Source organism: Stenotrophomonas sp. Ste86 (assembly GCF_024519465.1).
Classification (GTDB): Bacteria; Pseudomonadota; Gammaproteobacteria; order Xanthomonadales; family Xanthomonadaceae; genus Stenotrophomonas.
The window spans coordinates 133412-154893 of record NZ_JALJRW010000002.1 but is presented as its reverse complement, the minus strand read 5'-3'; the positions used below and the strand labels follow the sequence as shown (position 1 = coordinate 154893).

15 protein-coding genes are annotated in these 21482 nt (G+C 67.4%); 11 read left to right on the top strand and 4 right to left on the bottom strand.

From position 1 onward, the window contains the following. Positions 1 to 27 precede the first annotated feature (27 nt). Positions 28 to 207, bottom strand: a complete 180-nt coding sequence (locus tag NR101_RS02950) for a hypothetical protein (RefSeq protein WP_256773934.1) — start codon at positions 205 to 207, stop codon at positions 28 to 30. 542 nt (positions 208 to 749) lie between these two features. Beyond that, entirely contained in the window at positions 750 to 1544 is a 795-nt protein-coding gene (locus NR101_RS02945; RefSeq protein WP_256774143.1) for an APH(3')-II family aminoglycoside O-phosphotransferase, read from the bottom strand. Between the two features lie 126 nt (positions 1545 to 1670). Here NR101_RS02945 and NR101_RS02940 point away from each other — a divergent pair, with 126 nt between their 5' ends. Beyond that, entirely contained in the window at positions 1671 to 2126 is a 456-nt protein-coding gene (locus NR101_RS02940) for a GNAT family N-acetyltransferase (protein WP_256773935.1), read from the top strand. 285 nt (positions 2127 to 2411) lie between these two features. Continuing rightward, positions 2412 to 5531, top strand: coding sequence for a discoidin domain-containing protein (locus tag NR101_RS02935; RefSeq protein ID WP_256773936.1), 3120 nt, complete (start codon positions 2412 to 2414; stop codon positions 5529 to 5531). A gap of 250 nt (positions 5532 to 5781) precedes the next feature. Here the strand turns inward: NR101_RS02935 and NR101_RS02930 are convergent, their stop codons facing one another. Beyond that, positions 5782 to 6417 carry an XRE family transcriptional regulator gene (locus tag NR101_RS02930; protein ID WP_256773937.1) on the bottom strand — a complete coding sequence of 212 codons (636 nt, stop codon included), beginning with the start codon at positions 6415 to 6417 and terminating at the stop codon, positions 5782 to 5784. A 324-nt stretch (positions 6418 to 6741) separates the two neighbouring features. Between NR101_RS02930 and NR101_RS02925 the strand changes: the two genes are divergently transcribed. The 8 genes from NR101_RS02925 to NR101_RS02890 all read left to right on the top strand — a co-directional run bounded on the left by NR101_RS02925 (position 6742) and on the right by NR101_RS02890 (position 19089). After that, positions 6742 to 8727 carry a serine hydrolase domain-containing protein gene (locus tag NR101_RS02925; protein ID WP_256773938.1) on the top strand — a complete coding sequence of 662 codons (1986 nt, stop codon included), beginning with the start codon at positions 6742 to 6744 and terminating at the stop codon, positions 8725 to 8727. A gap of 33 nt (positions 8728 to 8760) precedes the next feature. Continuing rightward, positions 8761 to 9759, top strand: coding sequence for a dipeptide epimerase (locus tag NR101_RS02920; RefSeq protein ID WP_256773939.1), 999 nt, complete (start codon positions 8761 to 8763; stop codon positions 9757 to 9759). After that, complete coding sequence (locus NR101_RS02915; protein ID WP_256773940.1) at positions 9756 to 11780, top strand: serine hydrolase domain-containing protein; 2025 nt, start codon at positions 9756 to 9758, stop codon at positions 11778 to 11780. The genes NR101_RS02920 and NR101_RS02915 overlap by 4 nt, the downstream gene beginning before the upstream one ends. A 19-nt stretch (positions 11781 to 11799) precedes the next feature. Next, positions 11800 to 13131 (top strand): peptide MFS transporter, encoded by a 1332-nt coding sequence (locus tag NR101_RS02910; RefSeq protein ID WP_256773941.1) that lies wholly within the window; start codon positions 11800 to 11802, stop codon positions 13129 to 13131. Between the two features lie 451 nt (positions 13132 to 13582). Continuing rightward, on the top strand, positions 13583 to 15778 hold the full coding sequence (locus NR101_RS02905; RefSeq protein ID WP_256773942.1) for a TonB-dependent receptor: 2196 nt from the start codon (positions 13583 to 13585) through the stop codon (positions 15776 to 15778). A 73-nt stretch (positions 15779 to 15851) separates the two neighbouring features. Next, on the top strand, positions 15852 to 16895 hold the full coding sequence (locus tag NR101_RS02900; RefSeq protein ID WP_256773943.1) for a DUF1611 domain-containing protein: 1044 nt from the start codon (positions 15852 to 15854) through the stop codon (positions 16893 to 16895). Further along, positions 16892 to 17896 carry a class A beta-lactamase gene (gene bla / locus NR101_RS02895; protein WP_256773944.1) on the top strand — a complete coding sequence of 335 codons (1005 nt, stop codon included), beginning with the start codon at positions 16892 to 16894 and terminating at the stop codon, positions 17894 to 17896. Before NR101_RS02900 ends, bla begins: the two co-directional genes overlap by 4 nt. Further along, positions 17893 to 19089: a hypothetical protein gene (locus NR101_RS02890; RefSeq protein ID WP_256773945.1), complete on the top strand. Its 1197-nt coding sequence runs from the start codon at positions 17893 to 17895 to the stop codon at positions 19087 to 19089. The genes bla and NR101_RS02890 overlap by 4 nt, the downstream gene beginning before the upstream one ends. On the opposite strand, the gene NR101_RS02885 is transcribed toward NR101_RS02890, so the two are convergent. Beyond that, the gene (locus tag NR101_RS02885) at positions 19059 to 19970 is read right to left on the bottom strand and encodes a LysR family transcriptional regulator (protein ID WP_256773946.1); all 912 of its coding nucleotides are present in this window, start codon (positions 19968 to 19970) and stop codon (positions 19059 to 19061) included. The genes NR101_RS02890 and NR101_RS02885 overlap by 31 nt on opposite strands. 260 nt (positions 19971 to 20230) lie before the next feature. Here NR101_RS02885 and NR101_RS02880 point away from each other — a divergent pair, with 260 nt between their 5' ends. Next, entirely contained in the window at positions 20231 to 21481 is a 1251-nt protein-coding gene (locus tag NR101_RS02880; protein ID WP_256773947.1) for a 3-methyl-2-oxobutanoate dehydrogenase (2-methylpropanoyl-transferring) subunit alpha, read from the top strand. Position 21482: the final 1 nt, after the last annotated feature.

Below are 21482 nucleotides of genomic sequence, written 5' to 3'. Positions count from 1 at the left end.
GCGTATTGCGTCACGCTGCGACGCGATCTACACGCGTCCAGACAGGGATTCGGACGATTCCCAGGTCAGCGCCGCCGTCAGCCCCTGCGGCTCGCGCTGCTGCAGCGTGCACGCCGCTTCGCGTTGGAACCGGGTCGCGAACAAAGGCACCGCGAACGCGTAACGCAGGCCATCGTCTTCGCGGCGGATGACGTAGGCCAGCGGCAACCGTGCCAGCGCCCGCCGCAGCGACTCCGGATCGACGCCCCCCCCCCTAGCCGCATCGAAGTCGGCCAGCAGAGCCCCCAGCGGTACGCCACGTCCGCCACTGCCGTCCAGCTGCTCGGCCGCGAGCCGCTACCACGATGCGATCAATTCGATTGGCCGCCGGATCAGGCGTCAGACGCGCACATCCGGCCAGCGCATCGAACACCGGCTCGGCCATCCAGCTGCACCGGCACCTGCACGCTGACCGCGTCGGCGAGGATCGCTTCGGCCTGGCGGTGGCCGCTGAGCGCCGAGACGGAAAACACAACGGCCAGGACAGCTTAGCCAAGGATGCACAGCCAGCGCGCGGCCTGGGGAAGGCGTGCATGCGAGGTGGCGGAAACAGGAATGCTGATCATGGTGGTCCCCCGGTAGTGATCGCTTTGGCCAGCAGCGGATGTGCGCTGGCACCGGGGAAGTGTGGAGACTGGCGGCGCGGGCGTGAACCGCCAGCACGTCAAGTTGCGATGTTCCGCGCTTGACGATGCGTCAAGCAGGGACGCTCAGAAGAATTCGTCCAGCAGCCGATAGAACGCCAGCCGCTGTGGGTCGGGCGCGACGCCATAGTGCGCCAAGAACGGCTGCACCCAGGCCTCGCCCAGGTCGTCGGCGATGCTGCGCGCGGCCAGGGCCAGATCCTGGTGACGGTCGGCCACGCCGGCACGCCCGCAATCGATGAACCCGCTGAAACGGCCGTCCTTGGCGATCAGGTTGGGCAGGCACGCATCGCCGTGGGTGACCACCAGATCCGCCTGCGGCTGCGCCGGCGCCGTGGCCAGCAGTTCGACAAACACCTGGTCTGCCGATCGGCCCTGCCGCTCGTCATCGAAATCCTCCGCGTCCACCCGTCCTGCCGCCAGTCTCGCCTTTGCTGCAGCAACGCGCTGGGATACCCGATGGTCGAACGGGCAACCCGATAGCGGAAGGGCGTGCAGTTGCTTCAACGCATCGGCCATGAGCACCACTACCTGCGCCGGCGCCAGCGCGGGCGACGAGGCCAGATCGGCACCGGACAGCGCGGTCATCAACAGCCAACGGCGGCCGTTTTCCTCGACGGCATCGAGCACCTCCGGGACCGGTACGCCCTGGGCATGCAGCCAGCGCAGTCGCGCGATCTCCTCGTGGAGTTCGCTGACCTCATCGACCTGCTCGGTCTTCAGGAACCGGTCCGGGCCGTCGCGGTCCTGCACGCGGAACACGTCCGCGCGCGACATGCCAATGGCAAATGCTTCGATACGGGTATCGGCCAAGAGGCTGCGCCACGCGGCGGGCAGCATCAGTCCGTCGTCATCCAGCAGTGTAAGTGGCGAGGTCGGCATGCACGCATCCTGCCGTCGCGGGACGAAAATGCAAGCGCCTGCACCGGGTGGCTTCCGGCACGCGACTGGCCTACGCTCGACCCACCGCCACACCCGGACCTTCCCTTGGGAAACACCGTCCACTTCAGGCTCGCCCGCGCTGACGACCTGCCCGCGCTGATCGGCATCGACAGCGTGGCCGCAAACGATCCTCGCCGCGCCGAACTGCTTCAACAGTGGGTGGCGGCACGCAGTTGCCACCTGTTGCTGCTCGACGCGCGTGTTGCCGCCTACGGCGTGCTCCACCATCATTTCTTCGACAGCGGGTTCATCGAGATGCTGATGGTCGGCGAAGACTTTCGCCGCCTGGGGCTGGGTGAAGCCCTGCTGCAGCATCTGGTGTCACGCTGCGAGCGACCGCGCCTGTTCACCTCCACCAACCAATCCAACGAGCCGATGCACGCCCTGCTGGCGCGCAATGGCTTCATCGCCAGCGGGCAGATCGACAACCTGGATCCAGGCGACCCGGAGACGGTGTTCTTCCGAGACGTCGCAGGCCCGGGTCAGCCTGCGCGCCACTGACTGCGGTGGCGATCGTGGCGGCACCTGCATGAAGCGTGCGGCCACAAGGAAGGCGAATTCCATCCGCTTCCAGCAGGCGACTGATGGTTCCCATGCCGCATGAGAGGGTCGATGCGCTCCCATCCTGCGCAGTCGCACTCCCGAGAGCGAGCGTTTATGGCCAGGCCTGAGAGCTGCCGCCAGGCCAAGCTACGAAAGCGTGATATTGCGACGCGTCATGTAAACGATTACATCCCCTGCTAGCGTTGGCTTCACCTCATACCGAGGGTTGCCGAGGAGAGTTGGATGGGGTTGCCTGCCAATCGCTGCACGGTCCCGCGCACGTCAGCACACGGACGCGCGCGCGCCCTGCTCCTTCCCGCCTTGCTGCTGGCGGTGACTGCTTCGGCGCAGAACCTGCCCCCACGCAGTCAATGGCAGGCCAGCAGCTCCTCCCAGCAGGTGCCGGCCATGGCGGTCAGCCACCTCATCGACGGCGACCCGAAGACCGTCACCGGCGGCGCCTTCAGCCCCGGCCACTGGTTCCAGGTGGATTTGGGCAAACCGGCCTCGGTCAGCGGTGCACGGATTACCTGGGATGTCTCCAACCCCGAGGGCTACACGCTGCAGACCTCGCTGGACGGCAAGCAGTGGCAGCCCGCCTACACCATGACCGACTCGCTCGGCGGCATCGAAACCCTGTTCTTCGCCCCGCGTCAGGCCCGGTACCTGCGCCTGGCCAGCCCGGACCGCACCTCCGACTGGGGTGTTTCCATCTTCGAGCTGGAGCCCCTGGACAGCACCACCAGCGCGCGCGTGGCCGCGCTCACCCCGCAGCAGGCCGCCGCGCTGTGGCAGGGCGGCGGGGCGGTCTCGGTGCCGCTGCTGAAGAGCAACACCCACGCGTTCGACATCGCCCTGCCCCGCCCGCAAGCCACCACCGGCCTGGTGGTGGAGTGGGCCGGCGCGCACGGTGCGGCGCGGCTGCAGGTGCAGGACACGCACGGTGCCTGGCGCGAATTGGCCACCGATGCGCAGGCCGGTAGCCGCCAGCAGAGCTGGCTGGCCGGCGACGCGCCGGTGACCGCCAAGGCGTTGCGCCTGAGCGTGGCCGGCGACGCACCGCAGGTGACGCGCATCCGCCTGCTCGGCCCGAAGGCGGTGATGACGCCGATGAAGCAGTACCAGATCGCTGCCAGCGGCGCGCAACGCGCCCTGTTCCCGGCCTCGCTGCACATGCAGCAGACCTATTGGACCGCGGTGGGCATACACGGCGGCCGGCAGAAATCGATCTTCGACGAGTACGGCAACATCGAGGCGTTCAAGGGCGCGCCCCTGGTGCAGCCGATCTGGCGCAACGCCGACGGCACCGCCGCCAGTGCAGGGCAACGCCCCGTGCAGCATGCGCTGCGCGATGGCTGGAAGCCGATGCCGTCGGCCACCTGGTCGCCGCAACCCGGGCTTGAGCTGCGCAGCGAAACGTTCGCCATCGAACGCGATGGCCAGCCGGTCACCTACCTGCGCCACCGCCTGCGCAACACCGGCACCGCGCCGGTGGACGGCACCCTGGCCCTGGTGGTGCGACCGATGCAGATGAACCCGCCGTGGCAGAACGGCGGTCTGTCACCGATCCGCGAGATCGCCATCGACGGCCGCAGCGTGCGCGTCAATGGCCGGCGCCTGCTGCAGTCGCTGAGCGCGGTGGACGCGGCCGGTGCGGCGCCGTTTGGACCCGATGGCAGCAGCGAGATCACTGCAGCGATCGCCAGCGGCACAGTGCCCGCGGCGCAGCAGGCCACCGACACCCGCGGCCTGGCCGCAGCCGCGCTGGGCTACCGCGTGCAGCTGGCACCTGGAGAGACCCGTTCTGTCGTGGTGGCCTTCCCGCTGGGTACCGCAGCGCCCGGTCCCGATGGTGCGTTGCCCGAAGCGCAAGCGCTCGACCTGGCCGATGCCCCGCGCGACGCCGATGCCGCCTTCGACGCCCTGGCCACCCGCGCGTCCAACGACTGGCAGGCACGCCTGGGCCAGGTCGGCCTGCGCCTGCCCGATCCCTCACTGGTGGACATGCTGCGCGCACAAGCCGCCTACATGCTGATCAACCAGACCGGCCCGGCCATGCAGCCCGGACCACGCAACTACAACCGCTCCTTCATCCGCGACGGCATGGCCACCTCGGCGGTGCTGCTGCGCATGGGCGAAGCCCAGGTCGCGCGCGACTACCTGGCCTGGTACAGCGAACACGGCGTGCATGCCAACGGGCTGGTCTCGCCGATCCTCAACGACGATGGCAGCGTCAACACCGGCTTCGGGTCGGATATCGAGTACGACAGCCAGGGCCAATACGTGACGCTGGTGGCCGATGTCGCCCGGCTCGACGGCGGTCCCGAATCGGTGCGCGCCTACCTGCCCAAGGTAAAGGCGGCACTGCGTTTCCTGCAGGAACTGCGCGAGCGCACGCTGGTGCCCGGCTACATGGCCAGCCAACCTTCGCCGGAACGCTTCGCCGGCATCCTCGCCCCGTCGATCAGCCATGAGGGCTACCCCTCGCCCACGCACAGTTACTGGGACGACTACTGGGGACTGAAGGGCTGGCACGACGGCGCGTGGCTGGCCGAATCACTGGGTGATCACGACACCGCCGCGTGGGCGCGTGCGCAGTACACGGCGCTGCACGATGCACTCGCCGCCTCGATCCGCGCGACGATGGCGTGGAAGGGCATCGACTTCATCCCGTCCTCGGCCGACCTGGGCGACGGCGATCCCACGGGCGTGTCGATCGCGCTGGACCCGACCGGCGCGCAGGATGTCTTGCCGCCGGACGCGCTGCGCACCACCTTCGCGCGGTATCTGGACGATGTGCGCAAGCGCGGCCAGCCCGGTGCGTTGTACGCCTACACGCCGTACGAAATCCGCAACGTGCTCAGCTATGTGCACCTCGGCCAGCCCGAGGCCGCCGACGAACTGCTGCAGGGCCTGCTGCACGACCGCCGTCCGCTGGAATGGCAGGTATTGGCCGAAGTGGTGCACTCGCGGCTGCGCTTCCCGCGCTACCTCGGCGACATGCCGCACACCTGGATTGGTGCCGAGTACGGTCGCACGCTGTTCGGGATGCTGATGCGCGAAGACGATGATGCGCTGTCGCTGCTGCCCGGTACGCCGCCGTCATGGGTGGCCGGTGATGGCCTGGCCATCGACCGCCTGCCCACCGCCTACGGCACGTTGCAGCTGCAGGCGCGACAACAGGACGCGGCCTTGCGGCTCACGCTCGGCCCGGGCCTGCGCAAGGATGCCGCGGTGCGCGTGTGGTGGCCGTCGCGGACGCGGCCGACCAGCGTGCGCGTGGATGGACGCACGGTGAGCGATTACGACGCCGATGGCGTGCTGTTGAAGCAGCCGTTCCGCACGCTGGAGGCGCGCTGGTAACCCGACAAAGCAGCCGGGCATGGCCCGGCTCTACCAGGGCGCGCTGCGGCCAGATCCGCATCGCCACCGCGTCAACGCACCCGGTAGAGCCGAGCCATGCTCGGCTGCTCCACCCTCTCACAGGTTGGGCAACCCCGGCCGATCGGTCTGCGATTGCGCCACCGCCTCTTCGCTCACGTTCCAGCGCGGGAGTCGATCCGGACTGCCCACATGCGATGCAGGGCACCGCCGGTGTCTACCGCTATCGCGGTCAGACGCTGACCTCATGCTCATGCAGGGTGATCAGCGACTCCATCAGGTCCTCGTCCGCACTCGCGCAGACGGCCAGCAGCACGGCTTCCTCGCAGCCGCCATCGACGATGTAGGCGTGGCCCATCTGGCTGTCGATATAGATACCCTCCCCGGTTTCCAGCACCACCGGATCGTAGAACTCGGTGTGCACCTGGATGCGCCCCTCGATCACGTGCACATACTCCTCGCCAGGATGGCGGACCAGCTCGCCGAACTCGGCCGTGGTCTTGGCGCGCACCTTGGTGATGATCGGGATCATCCGCTTGCGCCGCAGTTCGGTGCACAGATAGAAGTAGTCGTAGTTGTCGGTCTTGATCCGCAGCGCCTTGTCCAGCGTACCGAGGCTGCGCCGGGCGGTCACCGGCTTGGGCGCGGTGTCGGTCTCCGGCTCGCAGAACAGCTCGGACATGCGCAGGTTCAGCCGCTGCGACAGGTGCTGGAGCTTGTCGTAGGTCAAGGTCAGGCGATCGTGCTCGATCTTGGACAACGTGGACAGGGGAATGTCGGTGTGTTCGCTCATTTCCTTGAGCGTCCAACCCTGACGGGTGCGCAGGCCGCGCAGCAGGGTTCCGAGCGTGGGGCTCTTCGGACTCATCAACAGGACCTTTGGGCTATTGCCAGTGAAGTTGCCGATACGATACTACGCGCAGATGAATGTCATCCTGATCAGGATGGTTTATGGCACTTGAGAGCCCGATTGCCGCGTCCACACTCCGGCACTGCGTGCGTATCGCCTGGCGGAATGACACCATTTCGGCCCTCTAAACGTCACATTCAGATCCCGTACGCAGCGCCGGGCACGATCACGCGCATTTGACATTTCTCTGATCAGGAATATTGTTGTCTGATCGAGACGTTTTTGACCCAGCCGTGGTTTGCGTGGGACAGCCGCGTCGTCCAGTTCCAACGGGAGCGTCAGATGCGTGCGTTGTCAGGGCTAGTTGCGGTGTGTTGTGGGCTGCTGGTGCTCTTCCAGGCCGGTGCGCAGCCGGCGCCTTCCGCGCCGCAGGTGGCGGCCCGCCCCAGCGATGCGGGCTCCACGCCCCGGCTGACCGCCGACGATGTGACCCTCTGGCTGGATGGCTTCATGCCGTATGCGATCGGGCGTGGCGATATCGCCGGTGCGGTGGTCACCGTGGTCAAGGACGGCCAGATTCTTGCCCGCCGCGGTTACGGCGTCTCCGATGTGCAGAAGCAGACGCCGGTGGACCCGGACGGCACGCTGTTCCGGATGGCGTCGGTTTCCAAGCTGATGACGTGGACCGCAGTGATGCAGCTGGTGGAAGCCGGCAAGCTGGATCTGGATACGGACATCAACCAGTACCTGGATTTCAAGGTGCCCGAACGCGGCCTGCCGATCACGTTGCGGCAGCTGATGACGCATACCGGCGGCTTCGAGGCCAACATCAAGTACATGTGGACGAGCGAAGCGGTGGCGGCGGCCGGCGGCACCGAACTGGGCCCGTACCTCAAACGCCGGATACCGGCGCAGATCTTTGCCCCGGGCACTGTGCCGGCGTATTCGAACTACGGCACCAGCCTTGCCGGCTACATCGTCGAGCGCGTATCGGGGCAGCCATTCGTCGACTACGTCGAGCAGCACATCTTCGTGCCGCTGCAGATGCAGCACGCCAGCTTTCGTCAGCCGCTGCCGCCTGCGTTGCGTGGCCGGGTCTCCCAGGGCTATGCACTGGGATCGGGCCAGCCGCGCGACTTCGAAGTCACCCCGTCCGCGCCGGCCGGGGCGATGTCGGCCACGGGCAGCGACATGGCGCGTTTCATGATCGCGCACCTGAGCGCGACGGGCGGTCACGACACGGCCATTCTGAAGGCAGCGACCAGTCAACAGATGCTGACGCCGCAGACCCGCTTCGCGCCACCACTGAACACCATGGCACTCGGGTTCTACGAGATCGACGTCAATGGTCAGCGGGTGGTGTCCCACGCCGGTGACACCTACTCGTTCCACTCGCAGCTGTTCCTGTTCCGCGACCACGACGTCGGCCTGTTCGTCGCGCTCAACAGCGCCGGCGCCAACGGCGTCACCGGCCCGATCCGCCGTGAGCTGCTGGAGAACTTCGCCGACCGCTACTTCCCGGCAGACGCCCCCGCCGCGGCACCGCAGGTAGACGCCGCGCTGGCCAGGGAACAGGCGCGCCAGCTGGCCGCACCGAGCTATCTCGATTCACGTCGCGCCGAAACCGGCATCGGCCGCACCGGCATCCTCACTCAGACGCGGCTGGAGGCGCTGGACGATGGCAGTCTGCGCCTGCCGCGCCTGAAACAGCCCAACGGACAGCCGTCCACCTTCAGGCCGATCGCACCGTGGTTATGGCAGGCGAACAACAGCGAGCTGCGCCTGGCCGCCATCCTCAAGGACGGAACGCCGGTCGGCTTCGCGGTCGACGCGTCCTCACCGTTCAACGTGTTCGTGCGCGCGGAAGGTTACCGCTCGGCGGTATGGCTCAAGCCACTGCTGACCGCTGCCATGGCGGTACTGGCGCTTTCCGCGCTGGCTTGGCCCGTCGCCGCGTTCGTCCGCCGTCGTCACGGCCGCGTGCTGGCCTGGCCACGCAGGACGCTGTTGGTCTATCGCCTGAGCCGCCTCGCGTGCTGGTTCATGCTGCTGGTACCTGCAGCAGCCATGGCGTTGATGGCGTGGGCGGCCGCGGATTTCGCCCGCCTGGACGACCGTCTCGATCCGGCGGTGATCGGGCTGGGCATCGCCTCCGTGATCGCCATCGTCGGCGGGATCGCGGCGATGGCCTGGAACCTGCTGCAGACGCTGCGCGGCGGACGTGGCTGGCTGGCACGCCTTTGGGCCGTGCTGCTGCTGATGGCCGCCTGCGTGCTTGCCTACGCGCTGGCTCTGATGGGCCTGGCCGACTTCGCTCTCAACTACTGACCCGTCGCCCCGCTTCGGGGCTGGAGACATCCTGTGAAACTCACCCTGCAGATCGACACGCTTTCGTTGCTGGCTCCGTTCCGGATCAGCGGTTACGTTTTCGAACACGCCCAGGTGCTGCGCGTGGAACTGGAAGACGGCGGCCATCGCGGCCGTGGCGAAGCCAGTGGCGTGTACTACCTTGATGATGCGCCCGAGCAGATGCTGGCCACGCTGGAACAGCTGCGTGCGCGGATCGAAACCGGCATCAGCCGCGCCGACCTGCAGCAACTGCTGCCCCGCGGCGGCGCGCGCAACGCGCTGGACTGCGCATTGTGGGATCTGGAGGCGAGCCGGACCGGCAAACCGGCCTGGGCGCTGGCCGGGTTGTCGCAGACCCGGCCGCTGCTGACCACCTGGACCCTCGGCGCTGATGATCCGGCGACGATGCAGTCGATCGCCACCGGGCGTTATGCGGCCGCCAAGGCACTCAAGCTCAAGCTCAGTGGCGAACTGGATATCGATAGCGAACGCGTGCGCGCCGTGCGCAAGGCGCGCCCGGAGGTATGGATGGGCGTGGACGCCAACCAGGGCTACACCGTGGACGTGCTGGACGCGTTGATGCCGGTGCTGCTGGACAACGACATCAAGTTGCTGGAACAGCCGCTGCAGCGCGGTCGCGAAGCCGAACTCAAGGGTTTCGCACGACCGCTGCCGTTCGCTGCCGACGAAAGCGTGCAGGACGCGGCGGACATCGAAGCGCTGGCCGGTCTGTTCGACGTGATCAACATCAAGCTCGACAAGGCCGGCGGACTCACCGAAGGCCTGGCCATGGTCGGCAAGGCCCGCGCACTGGGCATGCAGGTGATGGTCGGCAACATGATCGGCAGCAGCTGGGCGATGGGCCCGGCCTTCATCGTGGGCCAGCATTGCGACGTGGTCGATCTCGATGGCCCGCTGTTCCTGCGCGAGGATCGCGTCCCGGGCCTGCGCTATGACGAGGGACGGGTGCATTGCGAGGACGCGGTGTGGGGCAAGGGGGTGCAGGCATGAGCATGACATCGCGGCATCCGCGCACCCCCTGCTGGCGCGCGCTGGTGGCCGGCCTGCTGCTGACCTCCAGCGCCGTGTTCTCGCCGCTGCACGCACAGGCCCCGCCGCCCGCCGCCGCGCCGCAGCCTGCAGCCACCCATGCGCCTGACAGCGTCGCTCCCCCGCCGGCCGCCACCGGCACACTGGATGCAGCCCGCGTCGACACCTTCCTGGACGGCCTGGTGCCCTACCTCATGGCGCAGGGCGATCTCGCCGGTGCCGTGGTCACGGTGGTCGAGAATGGCAAGGTCGTCACAGAGCGCGGCTTTGGTTTCTCCGATGTCGAGAAGCGCACGCCGGTCGATCCCAAAACCACCCTGTTCCGCCCCGGGTCCATCTCCAAACTGTTTGTCTGGACCGCGGTGATGCAGCTGGTCGAACAGGGCAAGCTGGATCTGGACGCCGACATCAACATCTACCTGGACATCAAGGTCCCGGCCAACGGTGCGCCGATCACGCTGCGCCAGATCATGACCCACACCAGCGGTCTGGAAGAGCGCATGCGCTACCTGATCGTGCTGGGCCCGGACCATCCGGCCAACCGCGACAACTTCCTCAAGGAATGGGTGCCCAACCAGATCTCCGCACCGGGCACCACGCCGGCGTATTCCAACTACGCCACCGGCATCGCCTCGTACATCGTCGAGCGGGTCAGCGGCCAGCGCTTCGAGGACTACGCCAGGCAGCACATCCTGCAGCCGCTGGGCATGCAGTACGCCAGCTTCGAACAGAAGCTGCCGGCCGAGCTGCTGCCGCACGCCGCCAAGGGCTATCTGCTGGGCTCGGGCAAAAGCTACCCGGCCGAGAAGAACACCGCGCCGGGCGTGGGCGGTCTGTATGCCTCCGGCTCGGCGATGGCACGTTTCATGATGGCCACGCTCAATCATGGTGAGCTCGACGGCCAGCGCATCATGCGCGCCGAGACCAACGCACAGATGCTGACCCCGCAGCCGGCGATCCTGCCGCACCTGCCGCGCATGGCACTGGGCTGGATGGCCTCGGACACCGGGGGCTACGACACGCGCTCGCACGGCGGCACGATGCTGTTCTTCTACTCGTGGCTGTGGATGATCCCGGAACGCAACATCGGCGTCTTCGTTTCCACCAACAGCGTGGGGCGTGATGCGGCCGGTTCTGCCCTGCGCGCCCAGGTGTGGGAGCGCTTCGTCGAGAATTTCCTGCCGACCCTGCCGATCGAACGCGCCGGCCCGGGCGTGGATGCTGCCACGGCCCGCGAGCACGCCGCTGCGCTGGCCGGGACGAGCTGGCAGAGCACGCGCCGTTCGGACAGTTCCTATCTGCGCATGCTGACGCTGTTCGCACCGATCCGTGTGCACCCGCAGGATGACGGCACCATCACCGTGGATGGCCAGAAGGGCCTCAACGGCCAGCTGCTGCGCTGGCGCGAGGTGTCGCCGTGGTTGTGGCAGCAGGAAAACGGCCGCGGCCTGTTGGAAGTGAAGGTCAAGGACGGCCGACCGGTGTACTTCTCCGGCGGTCCGTTCGCCTCGGTGTTCGGCTTTGAACCGATCCCCGGCTGGCGTTCGCCGGCGTGGCTGCGCCCTGCGCTGTTCGCCGCGCTGGGGCTGCTGACGCTGTCGGCCATGCTGCGCGTCGGTGGCGTGTTCGTGCGCCGCTACTACCGTGTCAGCGCGCCGGCAGAAAACCGCGGCCTGCGCTGGCTGCAGACGCTGTCGATCACCACGCAGCTGGGCACCGTGGTCGCCTGGGCGCTGTACGTGAAATCGATCGCTGGCCCGGGCGCGATCTCGTCGTACACCAACGGGCCGTTGATCCTGGTGCAGGCGCTGTCCTGGCTGAGCGTGTTCGCGGCAGCGGCATTGGTCTGGGTGGCGATCCGCACCCCGGCCAGCTGGCCGCGCGTGCGCCGCTACGGCGCCTGGGTGGTCGCACTGGCGGGGCTGGTGGTGGCGTTCGTCGCCATTACCCAGCGCCTGATCAGTACCGGCCTGCAGCTCTGACCCACGGATGCCCCGCCCGATGAGCATCGCTGCACCGCCCAGGGCCTGGTTCGGGCAACCGCCAGGCCTGACCATCCTGTTCCTCACCGAGATGTGGGAGAAATTCTCCTACTACGGCATGCGGGCGCTGCTGGTCTATTACATGACCAAGCAGCTGCTTTTCTCGCAGGAGCAGGCCTCGATGGTCTATGGCCTGTACACCGCGCTAGCCTACCTGAGCCCGGTGTTCGGCGGCCTGCTCGCCGACCGTTGGCTGGGCAAGCGGCGTGCGGTGGTCCTGGGCGGGGTGGTCATGGCGTTCGGCCACTTCCTGATGGCCTTCGATGCCCTGCTGTATCCGGCACTGCTGGCGATCGTGCTTGGCAACGGGCTGTTCCTGCCGACCCTGCCGGGCCAGGTCGGCGACCTGTACCGGCGCGATGATCCGCGTCGTGGCTCGGCGTTCAACGTGTACTACGTGGGCATCAACCTCGGCGCGTTTCTCGCGCCGCTGGTCTGCGGCACGCTGGGAGAGGTGTATGGCTGGCACGTCGGTTTCTCGGCCGCCGGCATCGGCATGCTGCTGGGCCTGGTGGTCTACATCAGCGGCCGACGGCACCTGCCACCGGATCCGCCGCGCAGCGAGCGCGCCACGCTGCCCTTCTCCGCGCTGTGGCAGCCGACCTACCGACCACTGCTGCAGCTGATGACGATGATTGCCGGATTGATCGTGGTATTCCGACTGGCCTACGAGCAGATCGGCAACACCATCGCGATCTGGCTCGATACCGGCGTGGACCGCGTGATCACCGCCGATTTCACCGTCCCGATGACCTGGTTCTTCTCGCTCAATCCGCTGCTGGTGTTCCTGATCACGCCGCTGCTGGTGCGGCGCTGGACGCGGCAGGCGCGCGAGGGCCGCGAGCCGGCCGCACTGACCAAGATGGCGATCGGCGCTGCCGTGGTCGGCCTGTCATTTGCGCTGGTGGCGATGCTCGGCGGCGAACCGTCGGCCAAGGTCGGCTGGCTGTGGGCCGCGCTGTTCTTTGCGATCTTCACCCTTGGCGAGCTCTTCATTCTGCCGGTGGGGCTGGGTCTGTTCGCGCGCCTGGCGCCGGCAGGCTTCGGCGCGACGATCATCGCGTTCTGGTTCCTGGCCTCGTTCGGCGGCAATCTGCTGGCCGGCGCCGTCGGCACGCTGTGGTCAACGCTGTCCAGTGCGGTGTTTTTCTCGCTGATGGGCGGCACCTGCATGCTCGTTGCCATCCTGCTGCTGCGGCTGGAACGCCGCGCGCGACCGCTGTTGGCTGGCAACGCCTCACCTGCCCCGCAGGACGCTGCCCCGGCTGCCCGTGCGGTGCGCGCGGGTTGAGGTGTCGGTGCCGCACCGTGCTTATCGGTGTGGTGACGATGGCGCTTGATCGCGGCCCGTGGTCCGGCGCAGTGCGCCCACCAGGCGCCAATCGGTCTGGGAAGCGGCCTTGGGAGCGCTCGAATTGCTGCAGCGCAATACTCCTTATTGAGACACTATTTTCTAATTGAGCTTGACATATCTCTGATCAGGATAAATATTCCTGACACAGGATTTGTAGGGATATCGAAATGCCCGATCAGTTTCCGCACGTCTCCGACCGCCGCGCGTGTCGTTCGCTCCCCATGTCCTCTCCTCTGACCGATGTGCCGGCACGCCGCTGCCGCGGCACCGCGCGCGTCCACCGCACTCCCCGATGCAACGCCACGCGGCTGTCGCAGTCCCGGATCGCCGTCGTTTTCTCTGCCTGACCCCGTTCCTGATGCCTGAGAGCCCGCACATGCGCAAGCCGATGAAACGTTCGATCCTCGCCTCCACCGTCACGCTGTGCTGCATGGGCCTTGCCACCTCGGCGATGGCCCAGGACGCCGACGCCGATGGCAGCCGCAGCACGCCCGATGTCGTCGAGCTTGATCGCGTAGTGGCCACCGCGCAGAAGCGCAGCGAGAACGTCATGGAGGTGGCTGCCGGCGTCAGCGTGATCAGCGAAGAACGCCTCGAAGCATTCGGCGCCACCCGCTTGAACGACTTCGCCGCCTACGTCCCCGGCTTCCAGGTCGACAGTGGCGGCGCGCCGGGCCAGACCACGATGGCGTTGCGCGGCGTGGCGCCGCTCGGCGGTGGCTCGATCATCGGCACCTACATCGATGACACACCGATCGGCACGAGCAGCAACAAGCAGCGCGCAACCACCTACGCGCTGGATCTGCTGCCCTACGACATCCAGAGCGTGGAAGTGCTGCGCGGCCCGCAGGGCACGCTCTACGGCGCCAGCTCGATGGGCGGCCTGTTCAAGTACATCACCAAGGCCGCCGATCCGGATGGCCTCGAGTTCCGCGCCGGCATGGACGTCAATGCCACCCGGGAGGCCGGCGACGTCGGCACGGGCGTGCGCACCTCGTTCAACGTGCCGCTGATCGAAGGCAAGCTGGGCCTGCGCGCCAGCATGTCGCGCCAGGGCACGCCCGGCTATGTCGACCAGCCGGATCTGGCCGGCGATGACGCCAAAGACAGCAACGGCTACTACCAGCTGGCCTCGCGCCTGGCCTTGACCTGGCGCATCAGCGACACCGCCAACCTGCGCGTGCAGGCGCTGTCGCAGATCGTGGATGCCGACAACTCCAGCGCGGTGGGCCTGACCTATCCCACGCTGGAGCCAATCCGCGGCCCGCTCGAAGGCATCCTCCAGCGCGCGACGCCGTACCGGATGGAGACCGACTACTACTCGGCGATCCTCGACTGGGATCTGGGCAACGTCGATTTCGTCTCCGCGTCCAGTTTCTCCGAAACCCGCATGGACGAAGTGCAGGATTCCACCCTCGTCTATGGCGCGGCGTGGCCGCTGCTGACCCGGTATCCGGCCGGACAGGCGCAGTTCGATGTCTTCCTCGGCACCCGCAAATGGACCCAGGAATTCCGCCTGAATTCCAAGGAAAACGCGCGCTTTGAATGGTTGCTCGGCACCTTCTTCACCGGTGAGAAGAACGCCAACCGCCAGCAGGTCAGCGCCTACGATGCCAACGGGATACCGCTGCCGTTCAATCCCGGCACCGCCAGCCTGCCCGGCACCTACGACGAGCAGGCGATCTTCGCCGATGTCACCTACAAATTCAGCCCGCGTTTCGATGTGTCCGCCGGCGTGCGGCATGCGCGCAACCAGCAGGATTTCGAACAGCACAGCGTCGGGCTGCTGTACGGTCCCCGACCGATCGACCTGGCCGACGACGCCGATGACAGCGTGACCACCTGGAAACTCGCCTCGCGCTGGCACTTCAACGAAAACGCGATGCTCTACGCCCGCTACGCCACCGGCTACCGCCCGGGTGGACCGAACGTGTCGACCTCCGGCGTGGTGCCCATGACCAAGGCCGACACGCTGGACAACCTCGAGCTCGGCTTCAAGTCGCACTTCTGGGACCGTCGCGCGATGATCGATCTGGCCCTGTTCCGGATCGACTGGGACGACATACAGGTGCGCGTTTCCGAGAACGGCCTGAGCTGGATGGGCAATGCTGGCAGCGCGCGCAGCCAGGGCGCGGAGCTGAGCTTCATGGTGCGTCCGGCCGAGCGCCTGACGGTCGGGCTCAACGCGGCCTACATCGATTCGAAGATCGGCGATGTGCCGGCCTCCAGCGGCCTGGTCGCCGGCAGCCGCATGCCGATGACGCCGCGGCTGAGCTGGTCGACCACCGTCGACTACGACTTCGATGTGACCGCGCAGTGGCAGGGCCGGGTCGGTGCCGGCTATCGCGTCACCGGCGCGCGCGTGGCCGGCGCGTACGAGATCGACAGCTACAACGCCCTGGACCTGCATGCCGAACTGACCAACATGACCTGGACCGTGCGTCTGTACGCGCGCAATGCCGCCGACGAGCGTGCCTATGTGTCGACCGGCGCGGTGCGCGATGCACTCAACCGCTACGTCGCGGTGACCGGCGTGCCGTTGCAGCCGCGCACCATCGGCATGTCGATCGACTATCGCTACTGAGTGCCACCTGCGCGCCCGGCGACGCCTTATCCCGTCCCGTGACCGCCTCCCTCCCCCACTACCCCGGATCCCCATGAGCTCGACGCACACCGCAGCCGTTCAGGCACTTGCCGCCCTCCCCCAACCGTACCTGCTGTTCCTGGGCGATATCACTGAGGCGGGCTTCGCCAAGACCGCGATCGGCCTGCACGACTGGGCGCCGGAAGTGTGTGTTGCCGAATGGAGCCTGCCGGGCTGCCCGATCACCACCGGCCTGCCGAGCATGACGCCGGCGCAGGCGCGCGCCGCCGGTGCGCGTGCGATGGTGATCGGCGTCGCCAACGGCGGTGGGGTAATTCCGCCGCAGTGGCTGCCCGCGCTGGTCGACGCGCTTGAACAGGGCCTGGACCTGGTGAGCGGCATGCACCAGAAGCTCGGTGACATTCCGGAGCTGGCCGCCGCCGCCGACCGCCACGGACGTGCGCTGATCAACGTGCGCATCCCGCCACGCGGCATTCCGGTCGGCAACGGGCGCAAGCGCACCGGCAAGCGCGTGCTCACCGTCGGCACGGACTGCGCGCTGGGCAAGAAGTACACCGCACTGGCCCTGGCGCGCGGCCTGCGCGGGCTCGGCGTAGCGGCCGACTTCCGCGCCAGCGGCCAGACCGGCATCCTGATCGCCGGCAGCGGCATTCCGATGGACGCGGTGGTCGCCGACTTCTCCGCCGGCGCCGCCGAACTGCTCAGCCCGGATGCGGCCGACGACCACTGGGATGTGATCGAAGGCCAGGGCTCGCTGTTCCACCCCGCCTACGCCGGTGTCAGCCTCGGCCTGCTGCACGGCAGCCAACCGGATGTGTTCGTGGTCTGCCACCAGCCGGGGCGCAAGCACGTGCTCGGTTATCCGGACTATCCACTGCCCTCCATCGAAGAGGTTATCGCATTGACCGTGCAATTGGGGCGCCGTACCAACCCTGACATCCGCTGCGTCGGTGTCAGTCTCAACACCCATGGCATGACCGAAGCCGCGGCGTCGGCCGCCTGTGCTGAGGTCAGCGCGCGCCTGGGTCTGCCGGTGGCCGACCCGATGCGGCAAGATGGGGAATTCAACCGTTTGCTGGAGGCCTGCATCGCATGAAGATGACATCCCGTACCTTGAGCCTGTGCGTGGCGGCCATGCTGGGCCTGAGCCCGCTCGCCGCCTTCAGCGCCAGCCGGACCAGTCCGGTGGAAACCGAAGTCGCACGCCTGGCCACGTTGATCGACGGCAAGGTCGGTGTCTCGGCATGGCGCCTGGATGGCAAGGGCGAGCAGGTGCATCTGAATCCCGATGAAGGCTTCCCGATGGCCAGCACGTTCAAGGTCGCCGTCGCCGCCGTGATCCTGAGCAAGGTGGATGCCGGCGAATTGGCGCTGACCACGATGGTGCCGGTGCCGAAATCCTTCTATGTCGATTCGGAAGTGATCGCCGACCGTTTCATCCACGACGGCGTGAGCCTGTCGGTGCACAACCTGCTCGAAGTGATGTTGACCCAGAGCGACAACACCGCCACCGACGTGCTGGTGGCCCAGGCCGGTGGACCGGCCGCGGTCACCGCCTGGCTGCGCGCACACGGCATCGAAGGCCAGCGCCTGGACCGCAACACCCGGCAGTTGCTGAGCGACATCTTCGGCCTCGGCGATGCCCCGCTGACCAAGGAGCGCGTCGCGGAACTGACCCTCGACCCGGAGGTCGTCAAGCGCACCAAGTCCGGCAGCGAGGCCTTCGACAAGGATCCGCGCGACACCTCCACGCCGCGTGCGATGTCGACCCTGCTGACCCAGCTGTTCACCGGCAAGGCACTCAGCCCGGCCAGCACCGAGGTGCTGGTGCAGATCATGGAGCGTTGCCGGACCTGCAGCGCACGCCTGCGCGGCAGCCTGCCGCCGGGCACCAAGGTGGCCGACAAGAGCGGCACGGTCGCCGGCACCGTCAACGACGTCGGCGTGGTCACCCTGCCCGACGGCAGCCGGTTCGCCATCTCGGTGTTCGTCAAGGCCAGCAACGCACCGCGCAGCGAACGTGAGCGGGTGATCGCCGAGATCGCCCGCACCGTGCGCGATTTCTACCTGCTGCAGCCCACGGCCGCCGGCAAGTGACTGCCGCCGCCAGCCGGTTCCAGCGTTATCTGTTGCCCGGCCTGGCGTTCAAATCCGCCGTGATCGGCGGCGGGTACGCCACCGGCCGTGAGCTGGCGGAGTTCTTCCTGCCGTCGGGCCCGTGGGGCGGCCTGGCCGCGATGGTGTTGTCGATGCTGATCTGGAGCGTGATCTGCATCCTGACGTTCCTGCTGGCACGGGCGATCGGTGCCAACGACTACCGCACCTTCTTCCGGCATCTGCTGGGGCGTGGTTGGTGGACCTTCGAAATCGCCTATCTGGCGCTCATCGTGGTGGTACTGGCCGTGTTCGGCGCGGCCGCCGGCGAACTGGCCACGACCATGTTCGGTTGGCCACGGATCGTCGGCACGCTGCTGCTGGTGGCGATCATCACCGGCGTGGTGCAGGCCGGCACCAACGCCGTCGAACGCATGTTCAAGCTGATGTCGGCCTTCATGTACGTGGTGTATGCCATCGCCGCGTGCCTGATCCTGTCCCGCTTCGGCCACGGCACCCTGGCGCAGTTGTCCAACACCCCAGACCTCGGCCCGGGCTGGGTGCTCAACGGGGTGACCTACGCCGGCTACAACGTGTTCGCGGCAGTCTCGATCCTGCTGGTCGTGCGCCACCTGCTGTGCCGTCGCGACGCGGTGATTGCCGGCGCCCTGGCCGGCCCGTTGGCGATCCTGCCGGCGATCGTGTTCTACGTTTGCATGATCGCGTTCCTGCCGGACATCGCCGACGCGCCGCTGCCTTCCGACCTCATGCTCGGCCAGCTCGGCCTGCCGTGGTTCCAGTGGCTGTTCCGCCTGATGATCATGGTCGCCCTGGTGGAAACCGGGGTCACGCTGATGGCCTCGCTGGACGGCCGCATCGGCGTCAACTGGAAAGAACGCACCGGCGCCGCGCCCGGACGCGGCGTGCGCGTGGCGATCATCGCCGCGATCCTGCTGGCAGCCGTTTTCCTTGCCGACGGCATCGGCCTGGTGGCACTGATCGCCAAGGGCTACCGGCTGCTGGCCTACGCCATCCTGGCCACCTATGTGGTGCCGTTGCTGGCGTACTCGGCGTGGCAGCTCTGGTCACGTCGCGGGCGGGCCTTCACGCCGCCGGGGGCGGAACCGCCCGCTCCGCGCCCTGCCCTGACCGATGCCCTCGACGCTTACCCGCCACAGGCAAAGACCAGAAACTGATGCAGCGCGCGTGCGGGCGCGGACAGGTCCTCGTCCGGGCGCCAGACCAGGCCGACGTCCATCGGCGGCACTGCATCGGTCAGGGTGCGCACGTCGATCCGGCGCCCCTCCAGCGACCACGGCCGATAGACCATGTCCGACAGGATGCTCACCCCGAACCCGTAGGCGACCATGCCGCGCAGCGCTTCCAGCGACGAGGTGCGGAAAGCCACGTTGGGCGCGCGCCCGACCGAACGCCAGTAGCGCATCGCCGACTCCTGCCCCTCGTCGACCGTCAGCATGATGTAGGGGTACGGCGCGACGTCAGCCGGACTGATCACCGGCAGCTGCAGCAGCGGGTGCGACTCGGCCAGCCACAGCTGGCGGCGCGACCGGATCAGCACCTGCCGACGCAGTACGTACGGCTCGGCCATGTTGGAGATGATGCACAAGCCGAAATCGAGCTCGCCGCTGCTGACGCCCTGCTCGATCGTCGCCCGGTCCATGTCCACCAGCTCGACCTCCACCTGCGGATAGGAGCGTTTGAAGCGCGCCAGCAGGCTCGGCAGGAAATAGCCGAGCACGGTGTAGGACGCGCCAATCCTGACCCGGCCCGGCAGCGTGTTGGCCAGGAACATCGGCTCGCTCAGGGCGTCCTGCAGGGTGTCCAGGATGTGTCGGACGTGCTGGTGGAAACGGTGGCCCTCGGCGGTCAGGCCGACCCCGTGCGGCAGGCGATCGAACAGTTTCAGCCCCAGCGCGGCCTCCAGCTGGGCAACGGCGGTGGTGATCACCGACTGGGAGACGTGCAGCTTGCGCGCGGCCTGCGAGAACTGTCCCAGCTCCGCCGCCTCGGCGAAATAGCGCATCTGGCGCAGGGTCAGGTTGGCTGGGATTTGCATGCACCGCTCCCGTAGCATGGAGATATCTGAATAAACAATACCTCATACGCTATTAAACAAATTTACGATATGCCGCCGTGCCTCTAGACTTCACACCGGGTGCAATGCGCCATGGCCCCAGCCGCCTTGAAAGCGCTGGTCCTTACCCGCTTCGCGACGGGATCCCCCGGGATGCCGGCGCGTCAACATCGCCATTACCGTTGCCCCCCGCCTGCGGTAAGCCTGTAGCTCCATGACCCAAGCCCAGCGAGGCCCCTGACATGTCATCACCCCAGATTCCCGCCACCAGCGCGCCGTTGCGTCTGCACGTGCCCGAGCCCAGCGCCCGCCCCGGCCAGGCCACCGACTTTTCCTATCTGAAGCTGAGCCCCGCCGGCGCGGTCGACAAGCCGCCCGTGGACGTGAGCGCCAGCCAGACCGCACCGCTCACCGGCCAGCTGATCCGCGTGCTGGACGACAACGGCGACGCCGTGGGTCCGTGGGCCGCCGACATCGACGACGCGGTGCTGCTGCGTGCGATGCACGCCATGCTCAAGACCCGCGCCTACGACGCGCGCATGCTGATCGCCCAGCGCCAGAAGAAGACCTCGTTCTACATCCAGTGCCTGGGTGAAGAAGCGATCGCGGTCGGCCAGACCCTGGCGCTGCGCGATGACGACATGCAGTTCCCGACCTATCGCCAGCAGGGCATCCTGGTCACCAAGGACGTCTCGCTGGTCGACATGATCTGCCAGGTGCTGTCCAACGCGGCCGACCCGCTGAAAGGCCGCCAGCTGCCGATCATGTACTCGTACAAGGATTACGGCTTCTTCTCGATCTCCGGCAACCTGACCACCCAGTACATCCAGGCGGTGGGCTGGGCGATGGCCTCGGCGATCAAGGGCGACACCCGCATCGCCACCGCATGGGTGGGCGATGGGGCGACCGCCGAAGGCGATTTCCACGCCGCGCTGACCTTCGCGCACGTGTACCGCGCCCCGGTCGTGCTGAACGTGGTCAACAACCAGTGGGCGATCTCCACCTTCCAGGCCATCGCCGGCGGTGAAAACACCACCTTCGCCGCGCGCGGCGTGGGTTACGGCATTCCGTCGCTGCGTGTGGACGGCAACGATCTGCTGGCCGTGTACGCCGCCTCGCGCTGGGCCGCCGAACGCGCCCGCAGCAACCTGGGCCCGACCCTGATCGAGTGGGTCACCTACCGCGCCGGCCCGCATTCGACCTCGGATGATCCGTCCAAGTACCGCCCGGCCGACGATGCCCAGCACTTCCCGCTCGGCGATCCGATCGACCGCCTGAAGCAGCATCTGATCAAGCGCGGCCTGTGGAGCGAGCAGCAGCACGACGAGGTCCGCACCGAGCTCGATGCCGAGGTCCTGCGTGCCCTCAAGGAAGCCGAGACCCACGGGTTGCTCGGCAGCGACAACCGTCCCGGCGCGGCCCTCATGTTCGAAGACGTCTACAAGGACATGCCCGAACACCTCCGTCGCCAGCGTCAGCAGTTGGGAGTCTGAA

Coding starts and splice junctions, on each gene's coding strand:
- NR101_RS02880 (WP_256773947.1), top strand. CDS start 20,231: ATGTCATCACCCCAGATTCCCGCCACCAGCGCGCCGTTGCGTCTGCAC.
- NR101_RS02915 (WP_256773940.1), top strand. CDS start 9,756: ATGAGCATGACATCGCGGCATCCGCGCACCCCCTGCTGGCGCGCGCTG.
- NR101_RS02935 (WP_256773936.1), top strand. CDS start 2,412: ATGGGGTTGCCTGCCAATCGCTGCACGGTCCCGCGCACGTCAGCACAC.
- NR101_RS02905 (WP_256773942.1), top strand. CDS start 13,583: ATGAAACGTTCGATCCTCGCCTCCACCGTCACGCTGTGCTGCATGGGC.
- NR101_RS02910 (WP_256773941.1), top strand. CDS start 11,800: ATGAGCATCGCTGCACCGCCCAGGGCCTGGTTCGGGCAACCGCCAGGC.
- bla (WP_256773944.1), top strand. CDS start 16,892: ATGAAGATGACATCCCGTACCTTGAGCCTGTGCGTGGCGGCCATGCTG.
- NR101_RS02925 (WP_256773938.1), top strand. CDS start 6,742: ATGCGTGCGTTGTCAGGGCTAGTTGCGGTGTGTTGTGGGCTGCTGGTG.
- NR101_RS02900 (WP_256773943.1), top strand. CDS start 15,852: ATGAGCTCGACGCACACCGCAGCCGTTCAGGCACTTGCCGCCCTCCCC.
- NR101_RS02930 (WP_256773937.1), bottom strand. CDS start 6,417: ATGAGTCCGAAGAGCCCCACGCTCGGAACCCTGCTGCGCGGCCTGCGC.
- NR101_RS02885 (WP_256773946.1), bottom strand. CDS start 19,970: ATGCAAATCCCAGCCAACCTGACCCTGCGCCAGATGCGCTATTTCGCC.